The sequence below is a fragment of the Acinetobacter rudis genome (assembly GCF_031157835.1).
GTDB classification, from domain to species: Bacteria; Pseudomonadota; Gammaproteobacteria; order Pseudomonadales; family Moraxellaceae; genus Acinetobacter; species Acinetobacter rudis_A.
Map to the genome: position 1 here is coordinate 1 of NZ_JAVIDR010000021.1, position 23,308 is coordinate 23,308.

The following is a 23,308-nucleotide window of genomic DNA, read 5'->3' on the forward strand; positions in this document are numbered from 1 at the left end:
GCGCTGATGGTAGTGTGGGGTTACCCATGTGAGAGTAAGTCATCGCCAGCTCATTATTCTAAAATCCCCCAGCTTAAACGCTGGGGGATTTTTTTTATTGGGGAAAAATACAATAAAAAAATATAATCAAAAAATAATTTTTCAAATAACGCTAAAAATATCCCCTCAACATGTGTATGTGGAGGGGGAATGATTAAAGCCCAGTAAAGCCTAGTTCAATTTGTTGTGCACTTTCTTTTAAGATGAGCATAACTTTTTCAAGATTAATAAACTCAAAGCGGTTAATTGAGCTGAGCACTGTGAGTGCTAGTGGTGCCTCCTTATTTGAGAAGCAGATAGGAACAGATAGCCCACAAATACTGGGTTCAAGTTCTCCTTTAGAAAGATAATAACCCTGCTTTTTTATGATTTTCATTTCTTGGATAAAGCTATTTTCATCATGAGCAAATCCCACATCTCTAAATTGAGTTGAGAAGCGGGCATAATAGTCAGCCAATTTTTGTTTGGGTAAATGCGCTAAAATAACCTTGGCTGATGAGCCTACATAGACTGGACGTGGACAACCGCGACCATAGGTACCTACATTAAATGGTTCATACAGTTCATGATGTAAATCAATACATGAATCATGATTAAGATAGGTGATCAAACAGCTAAGTTCAGTACGCTCTACAATCATTTTCATGTAGGGAATGCTGATTCGTACCAGTGGATCTGTGGTGCGGGATATGTAATCTAAAATCGCAATTTTCGATCCCAGGGTATAGTCGCCAGAAGTTCCACTAATACGCCGCAGTATATCAGTTGCAACCAATTCCTTAAGATAACGGTAGGCAGTTGGTTTAGACCAGCCTAATTCGTCACAGATGTTTTCAACATTAATTATTGGACGTGTAACTGAGAATAAATCTAGTACAGTCAGTATCTTAGCAAAACTTGAAGTCGCCATGATCTACTCTATTAACAAGCTCAAATCAGTATAAATGTTTTGTTTTATAACAGAAAATTAGAAATGAAGCGATGCTTTTTACATGTTTTACTCATAAGAAGAATAAAAGTTGGAGATTGGATTTTTTGAGAATAGTCATGGTAAATTTTGAAAATAATCGAATTAAAATAATTGAATTATCATATTGAGATAATTTTCTTGACTAATTGTGCTATTTTTAAGTAAATTGCAGATCTAATTTCTTCTTTAGATAATTTAATCCTTTTTCATGGTGGTAGTGGTTGCTGTTTAATTAAGCCCATTATGTCTAATCACGTAGGACTAAATAACGTGAGTAATGCCTGAAGTATTGTTTTCATGATTGCCAGATGAGTCATGAACTCTTAAGGCAAAGTGATACTCTTGAGAACTCCTTATGTTTTTTAAACCTCTGTTGTCTTTTAGACCAAGCAGACTCGACCTGATTTTTGCTAGTAAAACTTTTGTTGCTGCTATGTTGGCATTATTTGTTTCGTTTGAGCTTAATTTGGTTAACCCAATGTGGTCTATTGGAACAGTATTGATTATTGCGAGTCCATATTCGGGGATGGTCTCATCAAAGTGTATCTATCGTTTAATTGGCACAATTGCTGGGGCGATTGTCGCAGTATTGCTCATGCCACATTTATTGAATACACCTTGGATTTTTACAGCAGTCTTAGCCTTGTGGGTAGGCTTTTCTCTCTACGTTTCTTTACTTGATCGTACTCCGCGAAGCTATGTCTTTATGCTGGCAGGTTATTCAACGGTTTTAATTGTGTTCAATGCAATTGCCTCGATTGATACATATAGCATTTTTGATATGGCTCTAGCTCGAGTGCTTGAAATTTCTGTAGGTGTAATTTCAAGTGCTATTGTATCTGCGAGCTTTTTTCCTGTGCATCTTGGTGCGGTAATTCGTCAGCGTGTGAATAAGGCATTAAAAGATCTTGAGGATGTTTTTGAGCGCCTTTTAGATGAACAGAATAGTACTCAAGATGATACGCAGATTTTATCAATCATGACACGAGATATGGCTGATATTCATGCTTTGGCTGTGCATTTGGCCTATGAAAAGGGTGAATTAAATGGCATGACCAAGCCTTTGCAGGAAATGTTGCATCAAATGTCTTTGGTTGTTGCGAATCTAGTTGCCTTGTCACAACGCATTAAACAGTTAGACCAATTATCTCAATCTCAATCTAGTTTAAATGTGCAACTACAGCAAATTAAGCACCTTGTATTAGCATTGATCAATAAAAATGAATGTACTCAAGAGTCTGACTTAAAGATCTTACTTTCTGAATTTGAAAGAGATTTTGATAAAAATACACTTTTAATTTCTGTGGAGCAGCAAACATTAATGGCTGCGTTGAAAATGGATATTCGGCATTTTATGACCAATATCTTGACTGTGAAATTATTGTGGCAGTCTATTCAACAAGGTAAAAAAAGCATTCCATCAAGTGTTACAGCAATTACAACAAATTATCCAAGTTTACATCGTGATTATGGTGTAGCAGTCAGAGGGGGAGTAAGTGCCACTTTGATTACGTTAATTGTGACATCTATATGGATATTGTCTGGCTGGAAATATGGCTTCATGATGGCACAGATGGGTGTTATTACCGCATGTATTTTAACTGCTATTGATAATCCCGTACCTGTCCTTCGTATTTTTATTGTTTGGAGTGTGATCTCTGCAGGATTAGCTTTTATTTATGCTTTTGGTATTTTCCCTCATGTAACTGATTTTTGGCAACTTGCTGTGGTGCTTTTACCTTTGGTCTTAATTGCAGTAAGTATGATGGCGAACCCACTATTAATGCCTGTGGGGATGGTTTTAGGAATTAATACCATGATGGGATTAAATCTGAATAATCGTTATAGCATGGACCCAGTTGCTTATTTAGATAACTCAGTTGCAATGATTTTAGGTGTAATGACGTCTCTGATTGTAATTGATCTTGTCCGCGCTATGTCTCCTGATACGAGTGCATCTCGTATTTTATCACTACATTATCAAGCATTACGTCAATCAATTTATCTTAGTTATGATACTGAATTTAAAGTACATTTACGCAGTATGTTAGATCGGGTTGGCGTTTTAAATAGCAAAGCTGTACAGGCACCAAAAATTAAAACCGCAATTCATAATGCGTTAATTGAAAGTAGTGCAATTGTTGATTTAGTGCGTTTACAAGAACTTATATTGAAATTATCAGATGTTGAGCTTAGACAGCAATTGAGCTTACTTCAACAAAATTTAGATGAATATTTCCGCTTTCAACAAAAGCATTTGGCGTACACAGATCATTTTAGTGAAGAACTACAACATCAAATTGATTCAATACTCATGCAAGTAGAGTCTCTTGAGGATGCTCAGCTAAAACAACGTTTGTTGATATCTCTCAATAATATTTATTCAAGTATTGGGCATGTCATCGTCGCTCATCCATTCAATGCGACCAAGGAGGTTTTAGTACATGGGTGAAGTGAATGTTTATGGAATCTACGTTCCCATTTTATTAGTACAAGCAATTTTTGCTTATGTGATATTTCGCCTATGTGCAAGGTGGATACAGCATTGGATTGCACGTGGTTGGATTATCGTTCCCAGTATTTTTAACCTGTGTTTTTACATTTTACTTTTATTGTTAACGCATGGGGTGTTTCTATGGTATTGGGCTTAATTTTTAACAGAGTAGAGGAAAGTTAAAATGAATAATTTCAAAGCAATTGAACTACGGAAGGTCATTCGTCCAGTAGTGTTGATTTTATCAATTTTAATTGCACTCTATGCGATTGTGCATTTATGGCAATATTATAATAGTTCTCCTTGGACAAGGGATGGTCGAGTACGTGGGGATGTTGTTCAAGTATCCTCTGATATTTCGGGCTTAGTCACACAGGTCTTGGTACAAGACAATCAAACTGTTAAAAAAGGACAGCCGCTATTTAAAATTGATGTTGCCCGACAAGCACTCGATGTTGAACAAGCTCAAGCAGATTTGTCAAAGGCAAAAGCGGGATTAGCACAGGCTGAAGCAAATTTATTGGAAGCCAAAACAGGTCTAGTAAAACTATCTGCTAATTTGAATTTGGCAGAGAAAACTGCTGCTCGTTATCGTGATTTAATGCAGGGGGCGATTTCAAAACAAGAGCAAGATCAAGTCTTTGCCACACATGAGCAAAGCAAGGCGGAATATGAACAAAGCAAGGCAAGTATTGAACAGGCAAAAGCGAATGTTCAACAAAATCGGGCTCAAGTTGATGTTGCTCAAAGCCATTTAAATCTAGCACGATTAAATTTAAATCGTTCTGAGGTTGTTGCCCCTGCTGATGGGACATTATCTAATTTTGATTTACAAGCTGGACAATATATCAAGACCGGTCAAGCCGTTGCTGCCTTATTGAATCGGAAACAACTTTATATTGTTGGGTATTTTGAAGAAACCAAACTCAATAAAATATACATCGGTGCTCCAGCTATTGTGGAGTTGATGGGGGATTCGCAAAAAATTAAAGGACATGTACAGGGAGTTGCATCTGGTATTGAGGATCGGGAGCGTTCAAACAGTTCTAACTTATTGGCTAATGTAAATCCAACATTTAGTTGGGTTCGTCTCGCCCAACGAGTACCAGTGAAAATCGTACTGGATGAAATGCCAGAGAATCAACTGGCATTTGTTTCTGGACGTACAGCGACAGTGCATATTTTAGAGTAATAAAATGATGGTGCGATAACAGATGGGCTTTTAGTGCCCTAGAGCTCTCTTAATTTTTTGATCAGTCTTATATTGTGAGAGTGCATATACAGCCCAAATTGTCGCTGGTAACCAGCCAATAAGCGTAATTTGCAGTATAAGACAAATCATCCCTGCAAAGGGCCGCCCAATAGTAAAGAAGACTAACCATGGGACTAAAAAGGCAATTAATAATCTCATATTTATTTCTCCATAAAGGTTATATAAAGTGTAGTCTCAAATATAGTTTGTCAGTAAATTAAAAATAAAAAGACCGATGCAAGATCGGTCTAATGATGGCTGGTTATGTAATCAAATAAATACATATTTGATTAAAGCATCATAGAGAATCCAAAGCACAACTAAAGCGACGAGAGGTTCTGCAATTTTAGCCCAAGTTGGTTTGAGTTCTGGCTCAACCACTTGTTCTACGGTTTCAATATCACTATGCGTTTGTTGTGCATGTACCATTTGGTTAAACTCCTTCATACTCTCTTCGAGGGACAAGTCTTCTTCTTCAGTGGGTTGAGAACCGATCAGCTCTGTAAGCTCACTAAGAGACCATACCCAGTCTTTGGCGTGTCCAGACAAATGCTCGATTTGTCCAACAAGTAACTCATGCATACCATTTTCGCCATATTGTCCAATATCATCAAGCTGTTTTAGCTCAATGAACTGTAAATTAAATATATCTGTTGAGCATTGCTCAAAATCATGGCGACTAAGTTCGGACTCATTATGCGAAGAGGTGGTTAAATGTCGTGCAAGTTCTTGGATGTAAAGGGAGTTGAGGGCATGTATTTCTTGATACATTTTACTTGGCTGTTCACGCCACAAACAAATAATTCTAGCAAGAGACAGGTTACTCATTTCATTTAAGAAATTTTCGCGTTGTTCTTCATTGAAGTGGTTTAACAGCTGAGGTTGTTGCGTTTTTATTTGCTCAGCAAAGTATTGTACAAGATCAAAAGCCATTATTGACTCCCTTGGTTTAATCTAAAATGCGTAGGCTGGTTTTCTTTTTCGTTGAGTTTAGTTTTGCTTCATCATTATCATTTGATTTTAAATCAACTGGTTCAATGTTGAAATCTGCATATTCTTCAGGATCAAAAAATAATCCTTGTCCATTTTCACGTGCATAAATTCCCATGAGGGCGTTAAATGGAACATAAATATCTTTAGAAACGCCACCGAAACGTGCAGAGAAAGTAATAGCATCGTTGCTCATATTTAAACGATGAACTGCATGAGGTGCAAGATTTAAAACAATTTGACCATCTTGTACAAATTGCAAAGGGACATCTGTAAATGGTTGTGTCGCATCAACTAAAATATGTGGGGTTAAATTGTGGTCACAAATCCATTCATAAATTGCACGGCTTAAATATGGACGGGTCGGGCTAAGATTTAATTCAGATTCAGACATGGTATTACTCTACAGGTGTATAAAACAATTTTGATAACGATTTTTTTCTTCATGAGTCATCGACTTTAAAAAAGCCGGACGATTAAATATTCGTTTGCAGTACAACAAAATTGGTCGGCTTTGTTGTAAAGGAACGACATTGCCCATATGTACTAACCGTATGAAAATTGGTGCTAAGATGCAATCTAAAATTGTAAAGTGTTCAGACATAAAGTAAGGATAATGCTGAAATAAGGGACTAAGTGAAAGCAATGTATTGCGCATTTCAATTTTAGCCTGTTGCTGTGCTTGTGGGTCAAGCGTGTCAGGATGGTTGAGCATTTGATCTGCTAATTTGAACCAATCTTGTTCAAAACGCCAAATATATTGGCGCTGTTCTGCACGCGCTGCTGGGGTGTCTGCATACAGTTTATTTTGTCGATAGCGATCATCGATATACTCCGACATAATCGCACTATTAAAGAGCTTAAGTCGATTTTCAACGAGCATTGGTACTTGATTGTAAGGATTTAAACTTGCCACATCTTCACTGTGATCTTCTACTACAATGTGGTGATATTTAATTTGTTTTTCAGCCAAAACATAACGTATCCAGTGTGAACGATAGTCATCGGCATGGCTATATAAGGTAATTCCTTGGGGTGGTGCTGCATTTTCGAGGTGCATATTTCCACAGTTAAACAAAATTAATCATATAGCATACTAAAAATAGTAGTGAAAAGCATGAATTGCATTGATAACTTCATTTAGTTTGTTTAATGACTACTAGATCGTCTTTGAATTGGCAGTTTGACTTCATAACTAAGTTAACTAGATGGTTATTAAGCTATTTTTCTTGTTATTAGATCTTTAGTGAAAAAATAATTTAAATATAAGATAGCTAGTGTTGGAGTGTGTTTTTATTGGAGTATTATTAGATTAGTGTGCATTTTATTTAGGTTAAAGAGTTTTTTTCCCTTATTTTTAAATGATTTGCCAATTTAACAAGATGGTGCCAAGGTAAAAGAGTGCTTAGAAAACTCAAGCAAAAGGAAAATTAGTGAAATAATTACCTTAAACTTATATTGATTTGACCTTACAGAGCAGAATTGTAATGAGTGAGAAGATGGCATATTCATAACTTGAAGTAGCTAATAAAATAATAATGAAGATGGTAGCTCACTATAAAAAATAGGTTGAGTGAGACAATACGAAAATAGAGATAGTTCACAAAAAATAATGATTTAAATCATTTTTTAGTATTAGGTGTTTTTGATTTTGAACTTTATAATTTATCGATTTTAATTTATTAACTCCTATATTTTTATAAAGTTGGGTATTTATTATATTAAGTAGATATTTTGTGTTTGTTGTTTTTTTAAATTATTTTGTGTTAAAAATGAAATTAATTTAATTGCGAAAAATATTTAATAGCTCTTTATAAAATTTTGTGTGCTTAAATATTTGGTAGGGTGGTTTTATTAATAATAAAAGTATTGTAATGATTGTTTTTAAGGTTTTAGTAATATAAAGATAATGAATTATTATAAAAATATATTTATTTTATCTTATGAAATTTATGTAGAGTGATATGGAGAGTGTTCGTGATTTTTAGATAAAATAATTTGAAAAGAGTGGGTGGAATATTTAGAGTAAATTTATTCAATTAGTCTAGATTTTATTGGTTCAATCAATAGCAATAGTCTATTTAACCTCAAGTATGAAAATAATTGAGCTAATAAAAAAATTAATAAAAGCAATAAAAATTAACCGTGTGAGAAAAGAAAATGTATTTAGAAAAAATGGTATTAAATGGACTTCCAAAAAGTATACCTGATTTTATAGTATTAAATTATAGTGATGGTGATTTGATTGCTTGCTGTACGTGGGGTGATAAGACCATGAAACTTAGATTTGTTCATGTTGAATCATTTAGATTATCTTTGGAGGGGTTGTTATTAAAAATGCAAGCTTCTTTGGATTTTAAAGGTGATTGTTTTGTATATAGTGGTGAAAAACTCGATTTATACACCTGGATAAATGATCAGGTGTATGGGTATTTAGATACAATTAATTTTCATAAGACAATGTTAGTTTCTTCTAATGAAATTGTTGAAGTTGTTTATGGTGGTGAAATGGAAATTATTAGCGAGTTTGTTTAAATATAGTGCTTTAATTATTATTGATATATTGTCTTTAGAATAAATTAGATATTTCAATTCATATTTGCTTGGTAATATTACCCCTGTACTGATTTAGCTTTAAGCGAAAACAGTACGGGGGGTGAGGGTGTGCAGTTCGGTGTAAAATTAAATTTAACTTGATGCTTTAGTTGAGATCATATGATGCTATTAGCATCTTTCTTGTAGGTCTTGTCATGCTTCTAGGCAGGCAGTAAACGAGATAATTGAGCAAAAAGATAGTTTTGTTTGCCCGAAATAATATATTGTTTATGACATTTCAAAGCTTTCTTAGTTGAATTTTTCATAATGGCGAATGGCTTTTACCGTTGTACCTGTGATTGCAGCTAATTTTCCGATGTACATAACTCAGTTCATCTCTGTTGAGTATATGAGTGTAAATATGTTCATGAGTCTAAAATAAAATTATTTAAATTAAAAATTATTTTCTTATAATCGGACGTGTACAACTTAAGGATAAGAAAATGAAATTTGTACTTTCTGCATTCACGATACTAACCATATTTTCAGCGCAGACTCTCTATGCTGCAAAGCCACGTATCTCTAAAGTAAAACAAGTGGAATATGCAGAAGCTATTGATGCGGCAGATATGGCAGTCAATGAGGCTCCAGCAATTGCTGCAGTATCTTGTGATGATGATCCAAATGCTGAAGTATGCAATGTTCAGCCTAGCTATGGTGGGATTAAACAGCGTTATGTGGTCAAAGGATGCCGAGTGACGATTTATAATGATGGACCTGTAGAAATGGTGAATGAGAAAACAGGTCAATGGTGTGATGCTCCTTTACCTAAGGATCATGTGTTTAATCATCCTACAAGAACGTATCAGGATCATAATGGTTGTCAGATTTCAGAATATAGCATCGCTGATGGTCTGGGAGCAGGTGTTGCTGACTGTTCTGCTGTACCAGCCAAAAAGTAATATCAAGCAAAATTTAAATATAAAAAAACCTCGGAAAATCCGAGGTTTTTTGTCCGATTCGGTAAACGAATTAACGTTTAGAGAATTGAGGACGTTTACGTGCTTTACGTAAACCAAGTTTTTTACGTTCAACTTCACGAGCGTCACGAGTAACGAAGCCAGCTTGACGAAGAGCAGGTTTAAGTGTTTCGTCAGAAGCGATAAGTGCACGAGTAATACCGTGACGGATCGCACCAGCTTGACCACCGATACCACCACCTTTAACAGTGATATATAGGTCATATTTTTCAGTTGCTTCTAAAAGCTCAAGTGGTTGACGAACAACCATTTGTGCAGTTTCACGACCGAAATATTGTTCTAGTGAACGGTTGTTGATAACAAGTTTTCCAGTACCAGCAGATAGGAAAACACGTGCAGTTGCGGTCTTACGGCGACCTGTACCATAATTAGTAGCCATGTGCAGTTATCCCTTAGATGTCCAAAACTTGTGGCTGTTGAGCAGTATGTGGATGCTCGCTACCAGCGTACACTTTCATTTTCTTGATCATTGCATAACCAAGAGGACCTTTTGGCAACATGCCTTTAACAGCGCGTTGGAAGATTTCTTCTGGTTTGTGTGCTACTAACTTTTCGAAGTTAGTTTCACGGATACCACCTGGGAAACCAGTATGGCGATAGTATTTCTTATCAAGAGACTTCTTACCAGTCACTTGAACTTCTTCAGCATTGATAACAACGATGTAGTCACCAGTGTCAACGTGAGGAGTATAAGAAGTTTTATGCTTACCGCGTAAACGACGAGCGATTTCAGTCGCAAGGCGACCTAAAGTTTTGCCAGAAGCATCAACAACATACCAGTCGTGTTGAACTTCAGCTGGCTTAGCGCTGAGAGTTTTCATTAACCACTACCTATTATAGTTGGTTTGGACTTTAGACAGCATCCAAACAAAAAGGAGAGCGTATTCTAGTCGAAAGTAGTAATAAACACAATGAAAATGTTGCGTTACACCGCAGTATTTCTTGCTGAAAATTTCTAAGACATTGTTGTTATGATGTCAAAGTCCTTTCTTCCGATTATGTTGATTTTAACGAAAGTCTAAAATTAAAAATGCCTTGGGTTAGAGGTCACTGTAAATCCCATAGTTAAGTATAAAAATATATAATAAAGTTCTAATGCGATGAGTATAGGCCTAAAGCATGCTTCCTTTATATGTTACGAGTGGTGAACCTGCGGGTATTGGTCCAGATATTTGTTTAAGTTTGGCTGATCGAGTTGACGAACGTCCAGTTGTTGTTTTGGCAGATCTAGAGTTACTGAAACAGCGAGCAGAAAAATTAAATCTTGCTATCGAATTGATTGAGTATCAGGGACAAACAGAGCCTTCTGCCATAGGAGCGTTATACGTTGAGCATGTTGCTTTACAGGCCAAAGTTAAATCAGGTGAACTTAATCCAAATAACGCAGCGTATGTTCTAGAACAACTACGTCGTTCAGCAGATTATGCACTACATGGTCGGAGTGTGGGGGTGGCAACCGCGCCTGTGCAGAAATCGGTAATTAATGAAGCTGGCATCGCTTTTAGTGGGCATACTGAATATTATCAGGAGTTTGCTGGTGTTGATCGAGTGGTAATGATGTTGGCGACTAAAAGCCTGCGTGTGGCTTTGGTCACGACCCATTTACCGTTACGAGAGGTTGCTGATGCAATTACACCCTTACGTTTACAACAAGTGATCGATATATTACTACATGACTTAAAAACTAAATTTAAAATCTCACAGCCGAAGGTGTTGGTTTGTGGGCTTAACCCTCATGCTGGTGAGGGTGGGTATTTAGGGCATGAGGAAATAGACATCATCAATCCAGTATTGGAGCAATACCGCAATTTGGGTGTAGATTTAAGTTTGAGTCTACCTGCTGATACGCTATTTCGCCCAGAATATCTACAGGATGCCGATGCTGTTTTAGCGATGTACCATGATCAGGGTCTACCTGTGTTAAAATCGCAAGGCTTTGGAGGGGCAATAAATATTACCTTGGGCTTGCCTTTTATACGGACCTCGGTAGACCACGGTACAGCACTGACATTGGCAGGAACTGGACAAGCTAAAAGTTCAAGTTTGCAGGTGGCTGTTGATTTGGCCCTAGAACTCGCTCATCAATCCATTTAAATATTTTATGTTGGACATATTTTATGTATCAGATTAATGCCCTAAACCCTAAAGATGAAGGGCATCAAGCTCGTAAACGCTTTGGTCAAAACTTTTTACATGACCAAGGTATCATTGCAAAAATTGTCCGTTCGGTAAGTCCACGTACTGGCGATAATCTTATTGAAATTGGTCCAGGTTTGGCTGCACTGACCTCACCATTGATTGGTGAGTGTGAGGCTTTAACTGTACTTGAGCTTGACCGCGACTTGGCTGCAGGTTTACCTGGTCGAGTACCGCATCCTGAACGTTTAACGATTATTGAAACAGATGCTTTAAAGTTTGACTTTAATACTTTGGTTGAGGCTGATCGTCCACTACGTATTGTTGGGAACCTCCCGTATAATATTTCAACTCCTTTATTGTTCCACCTCTTGGAGTTTGGTGGAAAAGTCAAAGACATGCATTTTATGTTGCAAAAAGAGGTTGTTGATCGGATTACTGCTGCTCCAAATAGTAAAGAATATGGTCGATTATCTGTAATGATTCAATATTATTGTAAAGCGACCTTTTTATTTGCAGTCCCACCAGGTGCATTTAATCCACCACCGAAAGTGACCAGTGCTGTATTTCGTTTGGAACCTTATGCGGATAAACCTATTGTGGCCAAAGATGAAAAGGCTTTAGCACGTTTGGTTTCTCATGTTTTTACTCAACGCCGTAAGACGTTAAGAAATAGTTTAAAGGGTATGCTCAACGAAAATGCTTTTGAACTGACTGGTGTTGACCCAATGGCACGACCTGAAACTTTAACTTTAGCTCAGTTCGTTGCTTTGGCTGATCAAATGGTGGCTTAACATGGCACGTTATAATTATGTCATCGGGGATGTGCAAGGTTGTTTTGAGGCGCTAAAAGACTTACTGAAACTCATTAAATTTGATCCAGATCAGGATTTTATTTGGTTTTCTGGTGACTTGGTAGCACGTGGTGAAAATTCGATTGGTGCTTTACGTTTTGTTAAAAAACTGGCTGATCGTGGTGTTGCTGCAACAGTGCTTGGTAATCATGATATTAACTTACTTGCTTGTGCGCGTGGATTGAAACAGGCGAAAGCCAAAGATGGTACACAAGATGTAATTGATGCCATTGATAGTGATGAACTTATAGATTGGTTACGCCGTCAACCTTTGTGTCTAATGCCGAATGAAAAGACGATTTTAACACATGCTGGAATTCCTGCACTTTGGACTGCTGAGCAATGTCTCGCGTTGTCCAAGGAAGTACAAGCTGTGTTGTCTCATGATGATTTTACAGTCATGGATGCTTTTTTAGCTGAAATGTATGGCAATGATCCAAGCCTTTGGTCTGAGGATTTGAGTGGTAATGAACGTTTAAAAGTCATTACCAATTATTTAACTCGGATGCGACTTAGTAATGTTGTTGGTCAGATTGAATTTAGCTTTAAAGATGCTTTAGAAGGGGAGATGCCAGAAGGTTATAGACCTTGGTTTGAATACCCGTCACAGGCAGCACAAAGTCATCAGGTTATTTTTGGTCATTGGGCAGCACTTGCTGGCAAGCGTATCAATGAGCAGATTCAAAACGTTGATGGTGGATGTGTTTGGGGCAATCAATTACTTGCTTTTAGACTTGAAGATCAACAGATGTTTGCTGTCAATAACCCTATGATGCCCTAGTTGTTGAATAGTTTATAGATTTTATCTTGAGTAGAAAATATTAAGCTTGTATTGTCAAATGGACAATACAAGCACTACTTATTGTGTTGTACTGAATTTTTCCCGCCATTTATATAACTTTTTAGTGTTATAAAAGGTTAAAAAACCTTGAGTTCGTTGTGTAAATATTTAACATACCATTCGGTTGGTATGTTAAATATTTGAGTTTTAAAATGGAGGTACAATGAGTTCATTATGGATGGCTTATGGCTTATTAGCATTGGCGATTATCTCTGAGGTAACTGGCTCAACATTTTTGGTCAAGTCTGAAGGTTTTACTAAACTTGGGCCTTCACTTGCGGTAGTTGTGTTATTTAGTATAGCTTTTTACTTGTTATCTCAAGTGATTAAAGTAATTCCATTAGGCATTGCTTATGCGATATGGGCAGGTGTTGGAATTGTACTCACTGGTTTGATTGGTTATTTTGTATTTCGACAAAGTCTAGACCTCGCTGCAATGATTGGTATTGCTCTAATTGTATTGGGTGTAATTGTGATTAATCTATTTTCTCATTCAACTGGACACTAAACATAATGAAACTCATCACTTCATCTAAAAAAAATCCAGAAATGACAAGGCAAAAGATATTGGATTATACGATTCAATTAACAGCTGAAAAGGGTGTTTCTGGTGTCTCAATACAAGCTGTTGCCGATATGGTTGGTGTTTCTAAAGGGGGAGTATTTCATCATTTTCCGACGAAACAAAATTTATTAGAACAAATGATTGTTGAACTATTACAACGTTTAGATGTCTTTGTAGATCATGTTATTGCACAAGATCCAATGGCTCACGGGTGTTTTACTCGTGCTTATATTCAAGCCACTTTACCAACTGAAATGAATCATGTGCCTTTTGGCTCAGCGATTTCTATGGCAATTCTGACAGAGCCTGAGCTAAACAATATGTGGATGCGTTGGTATCAGTCTCGTTTAAGACAACATCAACAAACTGATGGTGATTTAGAGTTAAAAATACTGCGTTATGCAGCAGATGGTGTGTGGTTGACTGCTTTTGCGGACATTGAAGATGCGAATGAAATTGCAGCTATGAAACAACAGTTAATGCAACGTAGCTATTTAGAGTCGCGGTAACGCTTGCTCTCTATTTTTATAATGAGTTGTCTTTAAATACAATATATTAAAAAATGAGGTTTTTCTTATCCTTTTATCTGTATATTCAATTGCTTGTCATGAGGGTATGATTAGATGTCTGAGCGTGGATAATTGTTCAATGAAAATAGCAGGTAGAAAAAATGGAAAATATTAAGGGAAGTTGTTGTTGTGGAGCCATTCAATTTGAATTGCAGGCATTGCCCTCGATGATGGGTACTTGTCATTGCTCGCGTTGTCGTAAATTGGGATCGAGTACACTCGTATTTGTTGAACACTCTAAATTTAACTTAGTGAAAGGTCGAGAATTTATTTCAACATATACACCAGAGCCACCGTATGAATATATTCGAACATTTTGTCAAAAGTGCGGTACGTCATTAGGTGGGATTGGTTCGGGTAGTGAAAACTTCCCAGTGCCTATGAATATCTTGGATGATCATCTCGCATTTACTAATCAGTTTCATGTTTTTGTTGCTTCTAAGCCAAATTGGTATGAGATTCATGATGAGGCACCGCAGTATCAAGAAAACCCATTTTAAAAACATTTAAATAGATAGACATATAATAAAAGCGATGATAGATATACTGTATTATGGAGTGTATTTAATTACATGAGTAATTGAGAAGACTTTAACTAGAAAAATAGGACTGAATTTTGTTTAAATTAAATATAATGAGTGTGTTATGTGTATGTGTAGCACTGAGTGCTTGTCAGACAACAACGGTTAGCAAAGATGTTCAGTATACTGGGCAAGATGCGCGTATTCGTCTTTATGGGCAAAATCAAAAACCAACAATCATGACCTATGAGCAGGCTGGTAAGAAAATCAAAATTAATGTAGGTGGTGGCTTGGGAGATGCATTTTCTTCAATGGTTGGCTCCGTTAAAAATAGTCATATTGGCATTGCTCAGACCCAAACCAGTCTACATTTTCAGGATCAGAATGGTCTTTTATCTAAGGCTTTTTATCAGGAATTTGTTATCCCTGCTGCAACAGCAGTAAGCGTGCGTAATGGTTTTATTGGCTTAACAAATATTTCAGCAAGTCCTCAACAAACAACGGTGCAATATCAGGGCTCATGTCGTGGTGCAGAAATGACATTTTTCCCTAAAGCTGGCAAGGATTATGAGGTAGTTGCCAACCGTAAAGGTGCTGCATGTGGGGTGAGTATTTTTGAAGTCGATCGGTCGGGTAATACTCAGGAAATTTCTTTAAAATAAGATATTACTTTGTCTTATATTTCAGGTAATTTATAAAAAAGGAGCACTTGCTCCTTTTTTATTAGTTATAGTTTAGGCAAAGCCAACAAAATGAATAAATAGCGGTAGCCAGATAGCAGTAAAGATTGCATTGACTGCCATACCAAAAGCAGCATAACGTCCAGCAACTGGGCCACGTTGCCATGCTTGTGCTGTACCAATAGCATGAGCTGCTAAACCAAGCGCCAAACCAGAAGCGCGCTCATCATTGATGTGCTTTAAGATTATTGGTGAGAATGCCGCACCAATCACCCCAGATAAGATCACAATTAAAATAACTAAACTTACTGGAGAGTGGAGTAATTCAGCAATATTAATGGCAATAGGTGTTGTTACAGCACGTGTTGCAAATGCCATGATGGTTGGTTCAGACATGTGTAGCAAATAAGCTAAACTCATGGGCAATGCCACAGCACTTATACTCGCAAAGACTAAAATACCAACAATAGATTTAATCGGGAGATCATCGTAGCGCATAGCAGCCAAAGGAATCGCCAAAGCTACAGTGACATAACCGAGTAAATGATTAAAAACGGTATTAACTTCAGCAATATAATGTTGGTATGGAATACCAAGTAGCGCTAATAAACCAATGACAAAGAACATACTCACAACAATGAGCGGGATCTGCGGCATTTTTTGGCTAATGGGTTTGGCCATGAGATAGGCGCATAGGGTAATCAATATTCCAATGATTGTACTTAACATGTTTCTGATCTCCTATAACCATCTTTTTGCCATTTTGGCATATACCCAAAGCGGGATGAGTGTGCTGACCACCATAACAAAGAGAAAGACCGGAATACTTTTACCCATTTGCACCATGGTCAATAATGAGCCAGCACAGATGGGTAGAAAAGCAAAGGAACTCTCTTTCATCAAACGGTTATTACTATCGATGATACGAGGAGAAATTTTTTTGAAACGTCGCCAGACAAGCAAGCAAATGAGTAAACTAATTAAGCCCACCAGATTTCCTAGTTCAGGAAACTTTACTTGCGTCATGATCCATACAGCGGCCTCACGAAATATAACAATTAACGATAAGGTCACAGTCCATGCGAACCAGTCAATTTGTTTGAGTCTGTCCATTGCGCTACTTATGTAATGTGTTCAATACAGGTTTTAACTTATCTCATCTTTTATTTCAAATGCTTCCAATGGACGTTCGAACATTTTTGCTGCTTGACCAAGAATATCGGTTAAGGGTAAATGCTGTTGTCGAAGCAATTGTTCTAATTTATGTGGAGCCATACGAATGCTTAGTAACAAGTTGCCCTCATCGTCATATTGTTCAGATTGGATGACGTTGAGAGCATATAATTGGGTACGTAGCTTGCCATATACAGGTTTAAGCTTGAGTTCAAAGTTTTGGATTTGACCAAGTAAACATTCTTGTACAGCTTGACGTAGTAGATCAATGCCTTGGCCAGAATGCGCAGAAACATAGACGCGATCAGGTTGGTGTGGTGCTGCATAAATAATTTTAGCGTCTTCGTGGCTTTGATCGATTTTGTTGTAAATTCTCAATGTGGCAACATCAGCACCAATTTCTTTAAGAACGCTTTCAACAGCATCAATTTGCTCCATGCAGTCAGGGCTACTGCTATCAATGACATGAAGTAAGAGTGTTGCTTCAAGTGTTTCTTCTAATGTGGCTTTAAATGAATCTACGAGAGAGTGAGGTAGATTACGAACGAAACCTACGGTATCTGCCAAGACTAGGGCACCAATACCATCCCAGTTGAGTCGACGTAGGGTTGGGTCTAAGGTTGCAAATAATTGATCGGCTGCATAAACATCGGAATTTGCAAGTAAATTAAATAAGGTTGATTTTCCTGCGTTGGTATAACCAACTAAAGATACAGTTGGGATATCAGCTTTTTGTCTCGCAGCGCGGCCTTGGGTTCGTGTTTGTTTCACTTTTTCAAGTTTATCTTTGAGCTGTCCCATACGGATGCGGAGCAAACGACGGTCAGTTTCAAGTTGTGATTCACCTGGTCCACGTAAGCCAATGCCCCCTTTTTGTCGTTCAAGGTGAGTCCAGCCTCGAACTAAACGTGTAGAGAGGTGTTCCAGTTGGGCCAATTCAACTTGTAATTTACCTTCATGAGTACGCGCACGTTGGGCAAAAATATCTAGAATTAGACCGGTACGGTCAATCACACGGCACTGTACAATTTTTTCAAGATTACGTTCCTGAGCTGGGCTGAGGGCATGATCAAAAATAACCAATTCAGCTTCATGTGCCTGAACCAACTCAGCCAAATCAGCAGCCTTACCAGAGCCAATAAATAACTTGGGATCAGGTTTAGCTCTTTGAGCAGTTACATGTTGCAGTACTTCAGCACCCGCAGATTTTGCTAATAATCGAAATTCTTCTGTGTCTAAGTCTTCTAACATTTGCACAGCTACACTGACTAAGATGGCACGCTCACCACCTTGATATCGATCAAAGTATTCCACAGGGACCCAAACTCTCTTAACGTGTTAATGTGACATTATGAAGTAAAAAATTCCAGAAGGGGACAATGTCTGAATAAAAGCGAAAAAATATAATAAAAACGATGTCGTAGTACAGTGATGATATATAAATTTAATTTAACTCACTCTATTTAAGTCGCAAAATAATTGAAGTGGCTTGCTATTTTGGAATGCTTTACAAGTTCTTTTTGTTGTATATGCTAGTAAAATCCAGAAGTTGATGTAATTTCTTGCTTAGTGAAACTTTATGACTCAGAACACAGCTGTAAATACTCACAAAATGAGTACCTTATCTAAATTATTTATCTATAGTAAAAAACTATTAACAAGTACAGTGGTGTTATCTGAAGGTTTCTATTTGGTGTATCGTCACCAATTATATAAAGAGCCAAACAATCCAAATAATACGCGTTATGTACAATATTTTTGTCGCCGTCTATGTGATGTATTCAATATTAAATTGAACGTACATGGAGAAGTGCCTCGTGAGCCTGCTTTATGGGTGAGTAATCATATATCTTGGTTAGATGTTGCAGTACTTGGCTCTGGAGCACGGGTTTTCTTCCTCGCTAAGGGGGAAGTTGAACGTTGGCCTTTATTAGGGACTTTGGCAAAAGGGGGCGGTACACTCTTTATTCATAGAGGTTCAGGTGACTCAGTTAAAATTCGTGAGCAAATTACAGAATTTCTAAAGCAAAATATTCCAGTACTTTTTTTCCCAGAAGCAACAACCACAGATGGAACACAAATTAAAAAAGTACATGGTCGTTTATTGGGGGCAGCAATTGAGGCCAACAAACCAGTACAAATCTGCCTGATTTGCTATGTAAATAAGGCTGGTGAGTTGGATATGGTTGCACCCTTTATTGGTGAAACCAGTTTTGCAGAACATGTATTGGCTGTATTTAAAATGCCAAAAGTCACAGCGCATCTGAAGGTCTTACCTGCAATTTCAGTTGCAGGGCATACCGTAGAAAGTTTAACTGAAGAGGTTCAGCAAAAAATGATTGCTGGACTTGCTGAGTTACAACAACAAGTATTGAAATAGGCCTTGGTTTAAGAGGGTTACATAAAACCCTCTAAAGGTAACCAGGAAATAATTTTTAAGCCTGCTTTTTGCCACCACTTGATTCTAGGCTCTTTGTTATAAATCAGGGTGGCATTATTTGTTTGTAACTGCCACGTTATTTTACCTTGATCATCAAGTACTAGCTTGTAGGCGTAGCGGTTAATATGCTGATCAATTGTTTCATGAACCATTGTTGCCAATGGCGGACTATCTAGGATGACACCGATTTCTGTATTTAGATAAGCCGAACGAGGGTCAATGTTAAATGAACCGATAAAGACTTGTTTGTTGTCAACTGACATGAGCTTTGCATGTAAACTTGAACGGCTTAAACCCTTTAAATTGATTTTGGCTTGTTTAGATAAATCTTTGGTGGTTTCTGTCAGTTGCTCATCTGAAAGTGCGGGAAGAAACTCATACAGCTCTACGCCACTTTTCAGTAAGTCCATTCGATATTTTGCATAAAAAGCATGAACCAATGAGACGTCATTGGCTTTAAATGAATTGGTTAAGATACGAACATGCACACCATCTTGTGAAAGTTGACCAATTCTTTCTGTGCCACTTTTTTCAGGGACGAAATAAGCAGAAATTAAGTCGATATCTTGGTTTGGGGCATTGAGTCGATTGTGGAGCTGAAAGTTAAGTTGTTGTTCTTTTTTGGCTTTAGCACGAATTTTATCTGGAGAGTCTTTAACAACTTCTGCTTTGACCCATTCCCATTCATCATGTTGTTCTAACCAATGGTTAAAATCATTCGAACGATTACTAATGTTTAAGTAGTTTTGTACACTTTCTTGCTGATAGTTTTGAATGAGTTGTTGCTTGAGTCCTTCATAACGCAGCGTATTCTGATTTGGATTCACAATACTTAAGACAGGGTAGGAATAACTGTCATTCCAATATTGATCAAATGAATCACCAATATCTTCGACTGCTTGCCCGACAAGCATGACATCTACGTCAGAAAATTGATAACTATCGCTAAGATTATAGTAATGATCACTCATATTACGACCACCAATTAAGGAGACTTGGTGATCTGCTGTAAAGGTTTTATTATGCATACGACGGTTAATACGTTTTAAGTCTAGGACCATATCAATCGGACGTAATTGACGAAAACGATAGGGGTTAAAAAGTCGTACTTGAATGTTGGCATGTTGATCTAAAGCCAAATAGACGGCTTCCATAGATTGAGCATTATTGTCATCAATAAGCAAGCGAACTTTTACGCCACGATCAGCAGCCTGAATAATTTTATAGAGTGCCAAAGCACCAATTTTGTCGTTATCCCAAATATAATATTGTAGGTCTAAAGTTTTTTCTGCTCGATCAATAAGTTGAATTCGTGCTGCAAAGGCTTTAAAAGGGTCATATAACACATGGTAGCCTGTAAGCTCTGGATGTTGTGCTTTGAGTGGCTCAATGATCTGTGCTAAAGAGGTTTGGTCAGTATCCGTATCATAGACATATTCTGGGCTGAGTGGTGTTTGTTTGGGCAAGGTGCTACACGCTGGCAATCCGAACAATGTAATGCTGCTAATGAACAGAGCGAAGTGAAAGTGCCTATAGGTGACTTTGTTGTTGAATTGCTTTTTGTCACAGGTTAAATCGGTATTTAAAGGCATAATATCTTCGCGTTGGGCTTGGCTAAACTGCATTTGAATAAGGTTGACGGTAAAGTACTTTGCAACACGCACTGTAACTAAAATATTTTGAGATCATTTATGTGGACAACAAATTCTGTAACTTTGTACTTTTACTTAAGCTTTGCAATACTCGCCGTATGGGGTGTGGTGCAAGCTTGGAGAAGTCAATCTCGTACGGAAACGATTCATCCTTTTAAATCCTTTGTCCATCTGTTGGCATTTTACCTGTCTTATTTACTATTTCCATTAATTTTATATAGTTTATATGCAGGATGGTTGCAGATCTTTTCAATTAAACAATCAGTCTTTGTTTTTTTGTTAAGTAGCGTATTGATCTATGCTCGTTTTATTGAACCACATTTAATCCGTGTTAAACATGTGCCTTATAAATTGAGTGAGTCAGATCAAGGCTTTAAACGACCAGTTCGCATTGCCTTGATTGCTGATTTGCATATTGGTTTATTTTCAGGCCATGAACGACAATTAAAACAAGTTGTAGCTAAAATTAATCAACAAAATCCAGATATTGTTGTTGTTGCTGGTGATTGGACTTATGAGCCTGAAAATAAGTTAGTTGAAGAAATGGCGGTGCTTAAACAGATACATGCACCTGTCTACTCGGTTAATGGCAATCATGATGAGCAATATCCTGGCCCCCCGATTTTAGATTTATTACATCAAGCATTTGTTTCGAATAATGTCATTGATATTGAAGGTCAAATTGTAGAATTTGACGAATTTCGTTTAATTGGTGTTGGTGATTTATGGGCAGGTAAAACCGATATGCGTGATATGCCAGATTTACCGCAAGATAAACCTTGGATTATTTTGTCACACAATCCAGATACGGTTGATATGGTGCCTGAGCTGGCTACACGTCCATTGATGTTATCTGGACATACACATGGTGGACAGGTGGAACTGCCTTGGTTAACGAATTATATTATGAAAAAAGTGTCCATATTAGGACATAAACGTGGATTATATCAGCATGAAAACGCAGATGTTTTTGTGACTGTAGGCATTGGTATGGTCGGTGTGCCATTACGTTTTTGTGTGCCACCAAACATTGATATTATTGAAGTGTATTAAATAAATCATAGACCACACCTCTATGCTACAAAGAAGTGTGGGGGAGATGTCTATTAGATTTATATTTGATTATTTACATCATCATGTTTGGTCTCTCGAATCATCAAGAAAGCCAATAAAGATAAAATAGAAGCAGCAGTAAGATAATAACCTACAGCATATAAACCATATTCGGTTGCTAGCTTGGTTGCAATTAAAGGTGCAAATGAAGCACCAAAAATACCAGCAAGGTTAAAGGTTAGGGCAGAACCAGTATAACGAATAGATGTTGGGAAAATCTCGGAAAGTACTGTACCAATTGGGCCATAAGTCATTCCCATCAAGGCTAAGCCTGTGCAAAGGAATAGGAATACCATCAATGTACTGCCTGATTCGAGCATGCTTGAAAATACCAAACCAAATAAAGCCGAGGCAATACATACACCAATAGATGTTGCTTTACGGCCAAATTTTTCCGCAAATATTGCTGAGAGAGGAATAAATGCAGCAAAACATAGGGTAGCAATTAATTGTAGTTCTAGAAATTCACTACGTGCATAACCTAGATGCGTTGTTCCCCAGTTCAATGCAAAGACAGTGGTAAGATAGAAAACAACAAATGTGCAGATTGCAGCAATTGTACCCAGTACCAGCATAGGGAAATGTTGAGTTACCACGATTTTGAACGGAATATTCACTTCTTTTTGTTTGTCTAATACTTTTTGGAACGCTGGGGTTTCATGTAGTTTTAAACGAATATAAAGGCCCACAATAACCAAAAGCGCACTAGAGATAAATGGAATACGCCAACCCCAAGTCATAAAGTCTTGTTCTGACATGACTGCACCCAATATTAAAAATGAGCTAGTTGCCAAAATAAAACCAAGTGGTGCACCAAGTTGTGGGAACATTCCATACCAAGCACGTTTACCTTCTGGTGCATTTTCGGTAGCTAATAATACGGCACCACTCCATTCACCACCTAAGCCAAGCCCTTGGCCCAAACGACAAAGTGCAAGTAATAATGGTGCAGCAAGGCCAATTTGGCCATAGGTTGGGAGTAGACCAATCAATACAGTTGAAATACCCATAGTGAGAAGTGCTGCAACCAGTGTGGCTTTACGTCCAATTCTATCGCCAAGGTGTCCAAATAAAGCTGCGCCAATTGGACGAGCAATAAAGGCAATTGCAAATGTAGCTAAAGATTGAATCGTTGCTGTGGTTGGGTCTGTGCTTGCAGGAAAGAATAAGTGCGGAAAAATAATGACCGCTGCAGTTGCATAGATATAGAAGTCGAAAAATTCGATTGTTGTGCCGACCAAGCTGGCAAAGAGCACGCGTGCCTTTGAGTTGGTGGGTGTTTGAGATTGATTGTTTAAAGTCGTTGACGCCATGATTGACCTTACACTCTATTGAAGTTGAATGATAAGGGCCGTCGTTCTGTATTTTTCCATAAATATTCATTTCTTAAGAAGGAAAATTCCAGATCAGATCTTAAACGCAGGTCTTGATTGCTGAGCAATAG

25 protein-coding genes and 1 pseudogene are annotated in these 23,308 nt (G+C 37.5%); 14 read left to right on the forward strand and 12 right to left on the reverse strand.

All coding sequences use genetic code 11. The features are described 5' to 3' along the window. Positions 1 to 193 precede the first annotated feature (193 nt). A complete protein-coding gene (locus RFH42_RS14195; RefSeq protein ID WP_308976415.1) occupies positions 194 to 949 on the reverse strand; it encodes an IclR family transcriptional regulator in 756 nt (251 codons plus the stop codon). Positions 950 to 1,364: 415 nt separating this feature from the next. Between RFH42_RS14195 and RFH42_RS14200 the strand changes: the two genes are divergently transcribed. The 3 genes from RFH42_RS14200 to RFH42_RS14210 are packed head-to-tail and all read left to right on the forward strand — an operon-like array spanning position 1,365 to position 4,695. Beyond that, positions 1,365 to 3,461, forward strand: a complete 2,097-nt coding sequence (locus tag RFH42_RS14200; protein ID WP_308976417.1) for an FUSC family protein — start codon at positions 1,365 to 1,367, stop codon at positions 3,459 to 3,461. Beyond that, positions 3,454 to 3,660, forward strand: a complete 207-nt coding sequence (locus RFH42_RS14205; protein WP_308976418.1) for a DUF1656 domain-containing protein — start codon at positions 3,454 to 3,456, stop codon at positions 3,658 to 3,660. Before RFH42_RS14200 ends, RFH42_RS14205 begins: the two co-directional genes overlap by 8 nt. A gap of 27 nt (positions 3,661 to 3,687) precedes the next feature. Beyond that, the gene (locus tag RFH42_RS14210) at positions 3,688 to 4,695 is read left to right on the forward strand and encodes an HlyD family secretion protein (protein ID WP_308976420.1); all 1,008 of its coding nucleotides are present in this window, start codon (positions 3,688 to 3,690) and stop codon (positions 4,693 to 4,695) included. Positions 4,696 to 4,725: 30 nt separating this feature from the next. On the opposite strand, the gene RFH42_RS14215 is transcribed toward RFH42_RS14210, so the two are convergent. The 4 genes from RFH42_RS14215 to RFH42_RS14230 all read right to left on the reverse strand — a co-directional run bounded on the left by RFH42_RS14215 (position 4,726) and on the right by RFH42_RS14230 (position 6,805). Further along, positions 4,726 to 4,914 carry a YqaE/Pmp3 family membrane protein gene (locus tag RFH42_RS14215; protein WP_308976421.1) on the reverse strand — a complete coding sequence of 63 codons (189 nt, stop codon included), beginning with the start codon at positions 4,912 to 4,914 and terminating at the stop codon, positions 4,726 to 4,728. 111 nt (positions 4,915 to 5,025) lie between these two features. Next, positions 5,026 to 5,688, reverse strand: coding sequence for a hypothetical protein (locus tag RFH42_RS14220; RefSeq protein ID WP_308976422.1), 663 nt, complete (start codon positions 5,686 to 5,688; stop codon positions 5,026 to 5,028). Positions 5,689 to 5,704: 16 nt separating this feature from the next. Further along, positions 5,705 to 6,139, reverse strand: a complete 435-nt coding sequence (locus tag RFH42_RS14225) for a ClpXP protease specificity-enhancing factor (RefSeq protein WP_308976423.1) — start codon at positions 6,137 to 6,139, stop codon at positions 5,705 to 5,707. A gap of 9 nt (positions 6,140 to 6,148) precedes the next feature. Beyond that, positions 6,149 to 6,805, reverse strand: coding sequence for a glutathione S-transferase N-terminal domain-containing protein (locus RFH42_RS14230; RefSeq protein ID WP_308976424.1), 657 nt, complete (start codon positions 6,803 to 6,805; stop codon positions 6,149 to 6,151). A 1,100-nt stretch (positions 6,806 to 7,905) separates the two neighbouring features. Here RFH42_RS14230 and RFH42_RS14235 point away from each other — a divergent pair. After that, the gene (locus tag RFH42_RS14235; protein ID WP_308976425.1) at positions 7,906 to 8,280 is read left to right on the forward strand and encodes a hypothetical protein; all 375 of its coding nucleotides are present in this window, start codon (positions 7,906 to 7,908) and stop codon (positions 8,278 to 8,280) included. 710 nt (positions 8,281 to 8,990) lie between these two features. After that, positions 8,991 to 9,242 (forward strand): annotated as a pseudogene (locus tag RFH42_RS16915) (hypothetical protein); the annotation flags it as partial. Between the two features lie 70 nt (positions 9,243 to 9,312). On the opposite strand, the gene rpsI reads toward RFH42_RS16915, so the two are convergent. Together rpsI and rplM are read right to left on the reverse strand one after the other, a co-directional pair. After that, complete coding sequence (gene rpsI, locus RFH42_RS14245) at positions 9,313 to 9,699, reverse strand: 30S ribosomal protein S9 (protein WP_308976427.1); 387 nt, start codon at positions 9,697 to 9,699, stop codon at positions 9,313 to 9,315. 13 nt (positions 9,700 to 9,712) lie between these two features. Next, positions 9,713 to 10,141, reverse strand: a complete 429-nt coding sequence (gene rplM / locus RFH42_RS14250) for a 50S ribosomal protein L13 (protein ID WP_308976429.1) — start codon at positions 10,139 to 10,141, stop codon at positions 9,713 to 9,715. A 298-nt stretch (positions 10,142 to 10,439) separates the two neighbouring features. Here rplM and pdxA point away from each other — a divergent pair, with 298 nt between their 5' ends. The 7 genes from pdxA to RFH42_RS14285 all read left to right on the forward strand — a co-directional run bounded on the left by pdxA (position 10,440) and on the right by RFH42_RS14285 (position 15,468). Next, positions 10,440 to 11,414: a 4-hydroxythreonine-4-phosphate dehydrogenase PdxA gene (gene pdxA / locus RFH42_RS14255; RefSeq protein WP_308976430.1), complete on the forward strand. Its 975-nt coding sequence runs from the start codon at positions 10,440 to 10,442 to the stop codon at positions 11,412 to 11,414. 23 nt (positions 11,415 to 11,437) lie between these two features. Beyond that, positions 11,438 to 12,250 carry a 16S rRNA (adenine(1518)-N(6)/adenine(1519)-N(6))-dimethyltransferase RsmA gene (gene rsmA / locus RFH42_RS14260; protein WP_308976431.1) on the forward strand — a complete coding sequence of 271 codons (813 nt, stop codon included), beginning with the start codon at positions 11,438 to 11,440 and terminating at the stop codon, positions 12,248 to 12,250. A 1-nt stretch (position 12,251) separates the two neighbouring features. Continuing rightward, positions 12,252 to 13,091, forward strand: coding sequence for a symmetrical bis(5'-nucleosyl)-tetraphosphatase (locus tag RFH42_RS14265; RefSeq protein ID WP_308976433.1), 840 nt, complete (start codon positions 12,252 to 12,254; stop codon positions 13,089 to 13,091). A 238-nt stretch (positions 13,092 to 13,329) separates the two neighbouring features. Further along, positions 13,330 to 13,659, forward strand: coding sequence for a DMT family transporter (locus tag RFH42_RS14270; protein WP_374990774.1), 330 nt, complete (start codon positions 13,330 to 13,332; stop codon positions 13,657 to 13,659). A gap of 5 nt (positions 13,660 to 13,664) precedes the next feature. After that, complete coding sequence (locus RFH42_RS14275) at positions 13,665 to 14,225, forward strand: TetR/AcrR family transcriptional regulator (RefSeq protein WP_308976436.1); 561 nt, start codon at positions 13,665 to 13,667, stop codon at positions 14,223 to 14,225. A 161-nt stretch (positions 14,226 to 14,386) separates the two neighbouring features. Next, entirely contained in the window at positions 14,387 to 14,785 is a 399-nt protein-coding gene (locus tag RFH42_RS14280) for a GFA family protein (protein ID WP_308976438.1), read from the forward strand. A gap of 116 nt (positions 14,786 to 14,901) precedes the next feature. Then, positions 14,902 to 15,468, forward strand: coding sequence for a hypothetical protein (locus RFH42_RS14285; RefSeq protein WP_308976439.1), 567 nt, complete (start codon positions 14,902 to 14,904; stop codon positions 15,466 to 15,468). 72 nt (positions 15,469 to 15,540) lie between these two features. Here the strand turns inward: RFH42_RS14285 and RFH42_RS14290 are convergent, their stop codons facing one another. The 3 genes from RFH42_RS14290 to hflX are packed head-to-tail and all read right to left on the reverse strand — an operon-like array spanning position 15,541 to position 17,973. Then, entirely contained in the window at positions 15,541 to 16,215 is a 675-nt protein-coding gene (locus tag RFH42_RS14290; RefSeq protein WP_308976440.1) for an LrgB family protein, read from the reverse strand. Positions 16,216 to 16,227: 12 nt separating this feature from the next. Next, the gene (locus RFH42_RS14295; RefSeq protein WP_308976441.1) at positions 16,228 to 16,599 is read right to left on the reverse strand and encodes a hypothetical protein; all 372 of its coding nucleotides are present in this window, start codon (positions 16,597 to 16,599) and stop codon (positions 16,228 to 16,230) included. A gap of 33 nt (positions 16,600 to 16,632) precedes the next feature. Beyond that, positions 16,633 to 17,973, reverse strand: coding sequence for a ribosome rescue GTPase HflX (gene hflX / locus RFH42_RS14300; protein ID WP_308976443.1), 1,341 nt, complete (start codon positions 17,971 to 17,973; stop codon positions 16,633 to 16,635). 265 nt (positions 17,974 to 18,238) lie between these two features. Here hflX and RFH42_RS14305 point away from each other — a divergent pair, with 265 nt between their 5' ends. After that, on the forward strand, positions 18,239 to 19,039 hold the full coding sequence (locus tag RFH42_RS14305; RefSeq protein ID WP_308976444.1) for a lysophospholipid acyltransferase family protein: 801 nt from the start codon (positions 18,239 to 18,241) through the stop codon (positions 19,037 to 19,039). 17 nt (positions 19,040 to 19,056) lie between these two features. Here RFH42_RS14305 and RFH42_RS14310 read toward each other — a convergent pair whose 3' ends face one another. Then, positions 19,057 to 20,691, reverse strand: coding sequence for a phospholipase D family protein (locus RFH42_RS14310; protein WP_308976493.1), 1,635 nt, complete (start codon positions 20,689 to 20,691; stop codon positions 19,057 to 19,059). 99 nt (positions 20,692 to 20,790) lie between these two features. On the opposite strand from RFH42_RS14310, the gene RFH42_RS14315 reads away from it, so the two are divergent. Then, a complete protein-coding gene (locus RFH42_RS14315) occupies positions 20,791 to 21,804 on the forward strand; it encodes a metallophosphoesterase (protein WP_308976445.1) in 1,014 nt (337 codons plus the stop codon). A gap of 59 nt (positions 21,805 to 21,863) precedes the next feature. Here RFH42_RS14315 and RFH42_RS14320 read toward each other — a convergent pair whose 3' ends face one another. Beyond that, a complete protein-coding gene (locus tag RFH42_RS14320) occupies positions 21,864 to 23,177 on the reverse strand; it encodes an MFS transporter (RefSeq protein ID WP_308976446.1) in 1,314 nt (437 codons plus the stop codon). Positions 23,178 to 23,308 lie beyond the last annotated feature (131 nt).

Coding starts and splice junctions, on each gene's coding strand:
- RFH42_RS14195 (WP_308976415.1), bottom strand. CDS start 949: ATGGCGACTTCAAGTTTTGCTAAGATACTGACTGTACTAGATTTATTC.
- RFH42_RS14200 (WP_308976417.1), top strand. CDS start 1,365: ATGTTTTTTAAACCTCTGTTGTCTTTTAGACCAAGCAGACTCGACCTG.
- RFH42_RS14205 (WP_308976418.1), top strand. CDS start 3,454: ATGGGTGAAGTGAATGTTTATGGAATCTACGTTCCCATTTTATTAGTA.
- RFH42_RS14210 (WP_308976420.1), top strand. CDS start 3,688: ATGAATAATTTCAAAGCAATTGAACTACGGAAGGTCATTCGTCCAGTA.
- RFH42_RS14215 (WP_308976421.1), bottom strand. CDS start 4,914: ATGAGATTATTAATTGCCTTTTTAGTCCCATGGTTAGTCTTCTTTACT.
- RFH42_RS14220 (WP_308976422.1), bottom strand. CDS start 5,688: ATGGCTTTTGATCTTGTACAATACTTTGCTGAGCAAATAAAAACGCAA.
- RFH42_RS14225 (WP_308976423.1), bottom strand. CDS start 6,139: ATGTCTGAATCTGAATTAAATCTTAGCCCGACCCGTCCATATTTAAGC.
- RFH42_RS14230 (WP_308976424.1), bottom strand. CDS start 6,805: ATGCACCTCGAAAATGCAGCACCACCCCAAGGAATTACCTTATATAGC.
- RFH42_RS14235 (WP_308976425.1), top strand. CDS start 7,906: ATGTATTTAGAAAAAATGGTATTAAATGGACTTCCAAAAAGTATACCT.
- rpsI (WP_308976427.1), bottom strand. CDS start 9,699: ATGGCTACTAATTATGGTACAGGTCGCCGTAAGACCGCAACTGCACGT.
- rplM (WP_308976429.1), bottom strand. CDS start 10,141: ATGAAAACTCTCAGCGCTAAGCCAGCTGAAGTTCAACACGACTGGTAT.
- pdxA (WP_308976430.1), top strand. CDS start 10,440: ATGCTTCCTTTATATGTTACGAGTGGTGAACCTGCGGGTATTGGTCCA.
- rsmA (WP_308976431.1), top strand. CDS start 11,438: ATGTATCAGATTAATGCCCTAAACCCTAAAGATGAAGGGCATCAAGCT.
- RFH42_RS14265 (WP_308976433.1), top strand. CDS start 12,252: ATGGCACGTTATAATTATGTCATCGGGGATGTGCAAGGTTGTTTTGAG.
- RFH42_RS14270 (WP_374990774.1), top strand. CDS start 13,330: ATGGCTTATGGCTTATTAGCATTGGCGATTATCTCTGAGGTAACTGGC.
- RFH42_RS14275 (WP_308976436.1), top strand. CDS start 13,665: ATGAAACTCATCACTTCATCTAAAAAAAATCCAGAAATGACAAGGCAA.
- RFH42_RS14280 (WP_308976438.1), top strand. CDS start 14,387: ATGGAAAATATTAAGGGAAGTTGTTGTTGTGGAGCCATTCAATTTGAA.
- RFH42_RS14290 (WP_308976440.1), bottom strand. CDS start 16,215: ATGTTAAGTACAATCATTGGAATATTGATTACCCTATGCGCCTATCTC.
- RFH42_RS14295 (WP_308976441.1), bottom strand. CDS start 16,599: ATGGACAGACTCAAACAAATTGACTGGTTCGCATGGACTGTGACCTTA.
- RFH42_RS14305 (WP_308976444.1), top strand. CDS start 18,239: ATGACTCAGAACACAGCTGTAAATACTCACAAAATGAGTACCTTATCT.
- RFH42_RS14310 (WP_308976493.1), bottom strand. CDS start 20,691: ATGCCTTTAAATACCGATTTAACCTGTGACAAAAAGCAATTCAACAAC.
- RFH42_RS14315 (WP_308976445.1), top strand. CDS start 20,791: ATGTGGACAACAAATTCTGTAACTTTGTACTTTTACTTAAGCTTTGCA.
- RFH42_RS14320 (WP_308976446.1), bottom strand. CDS start 23,177: ATGGCGTCAACGACTTTAAACAATCAATCTCAAACACCCACCAACTCA.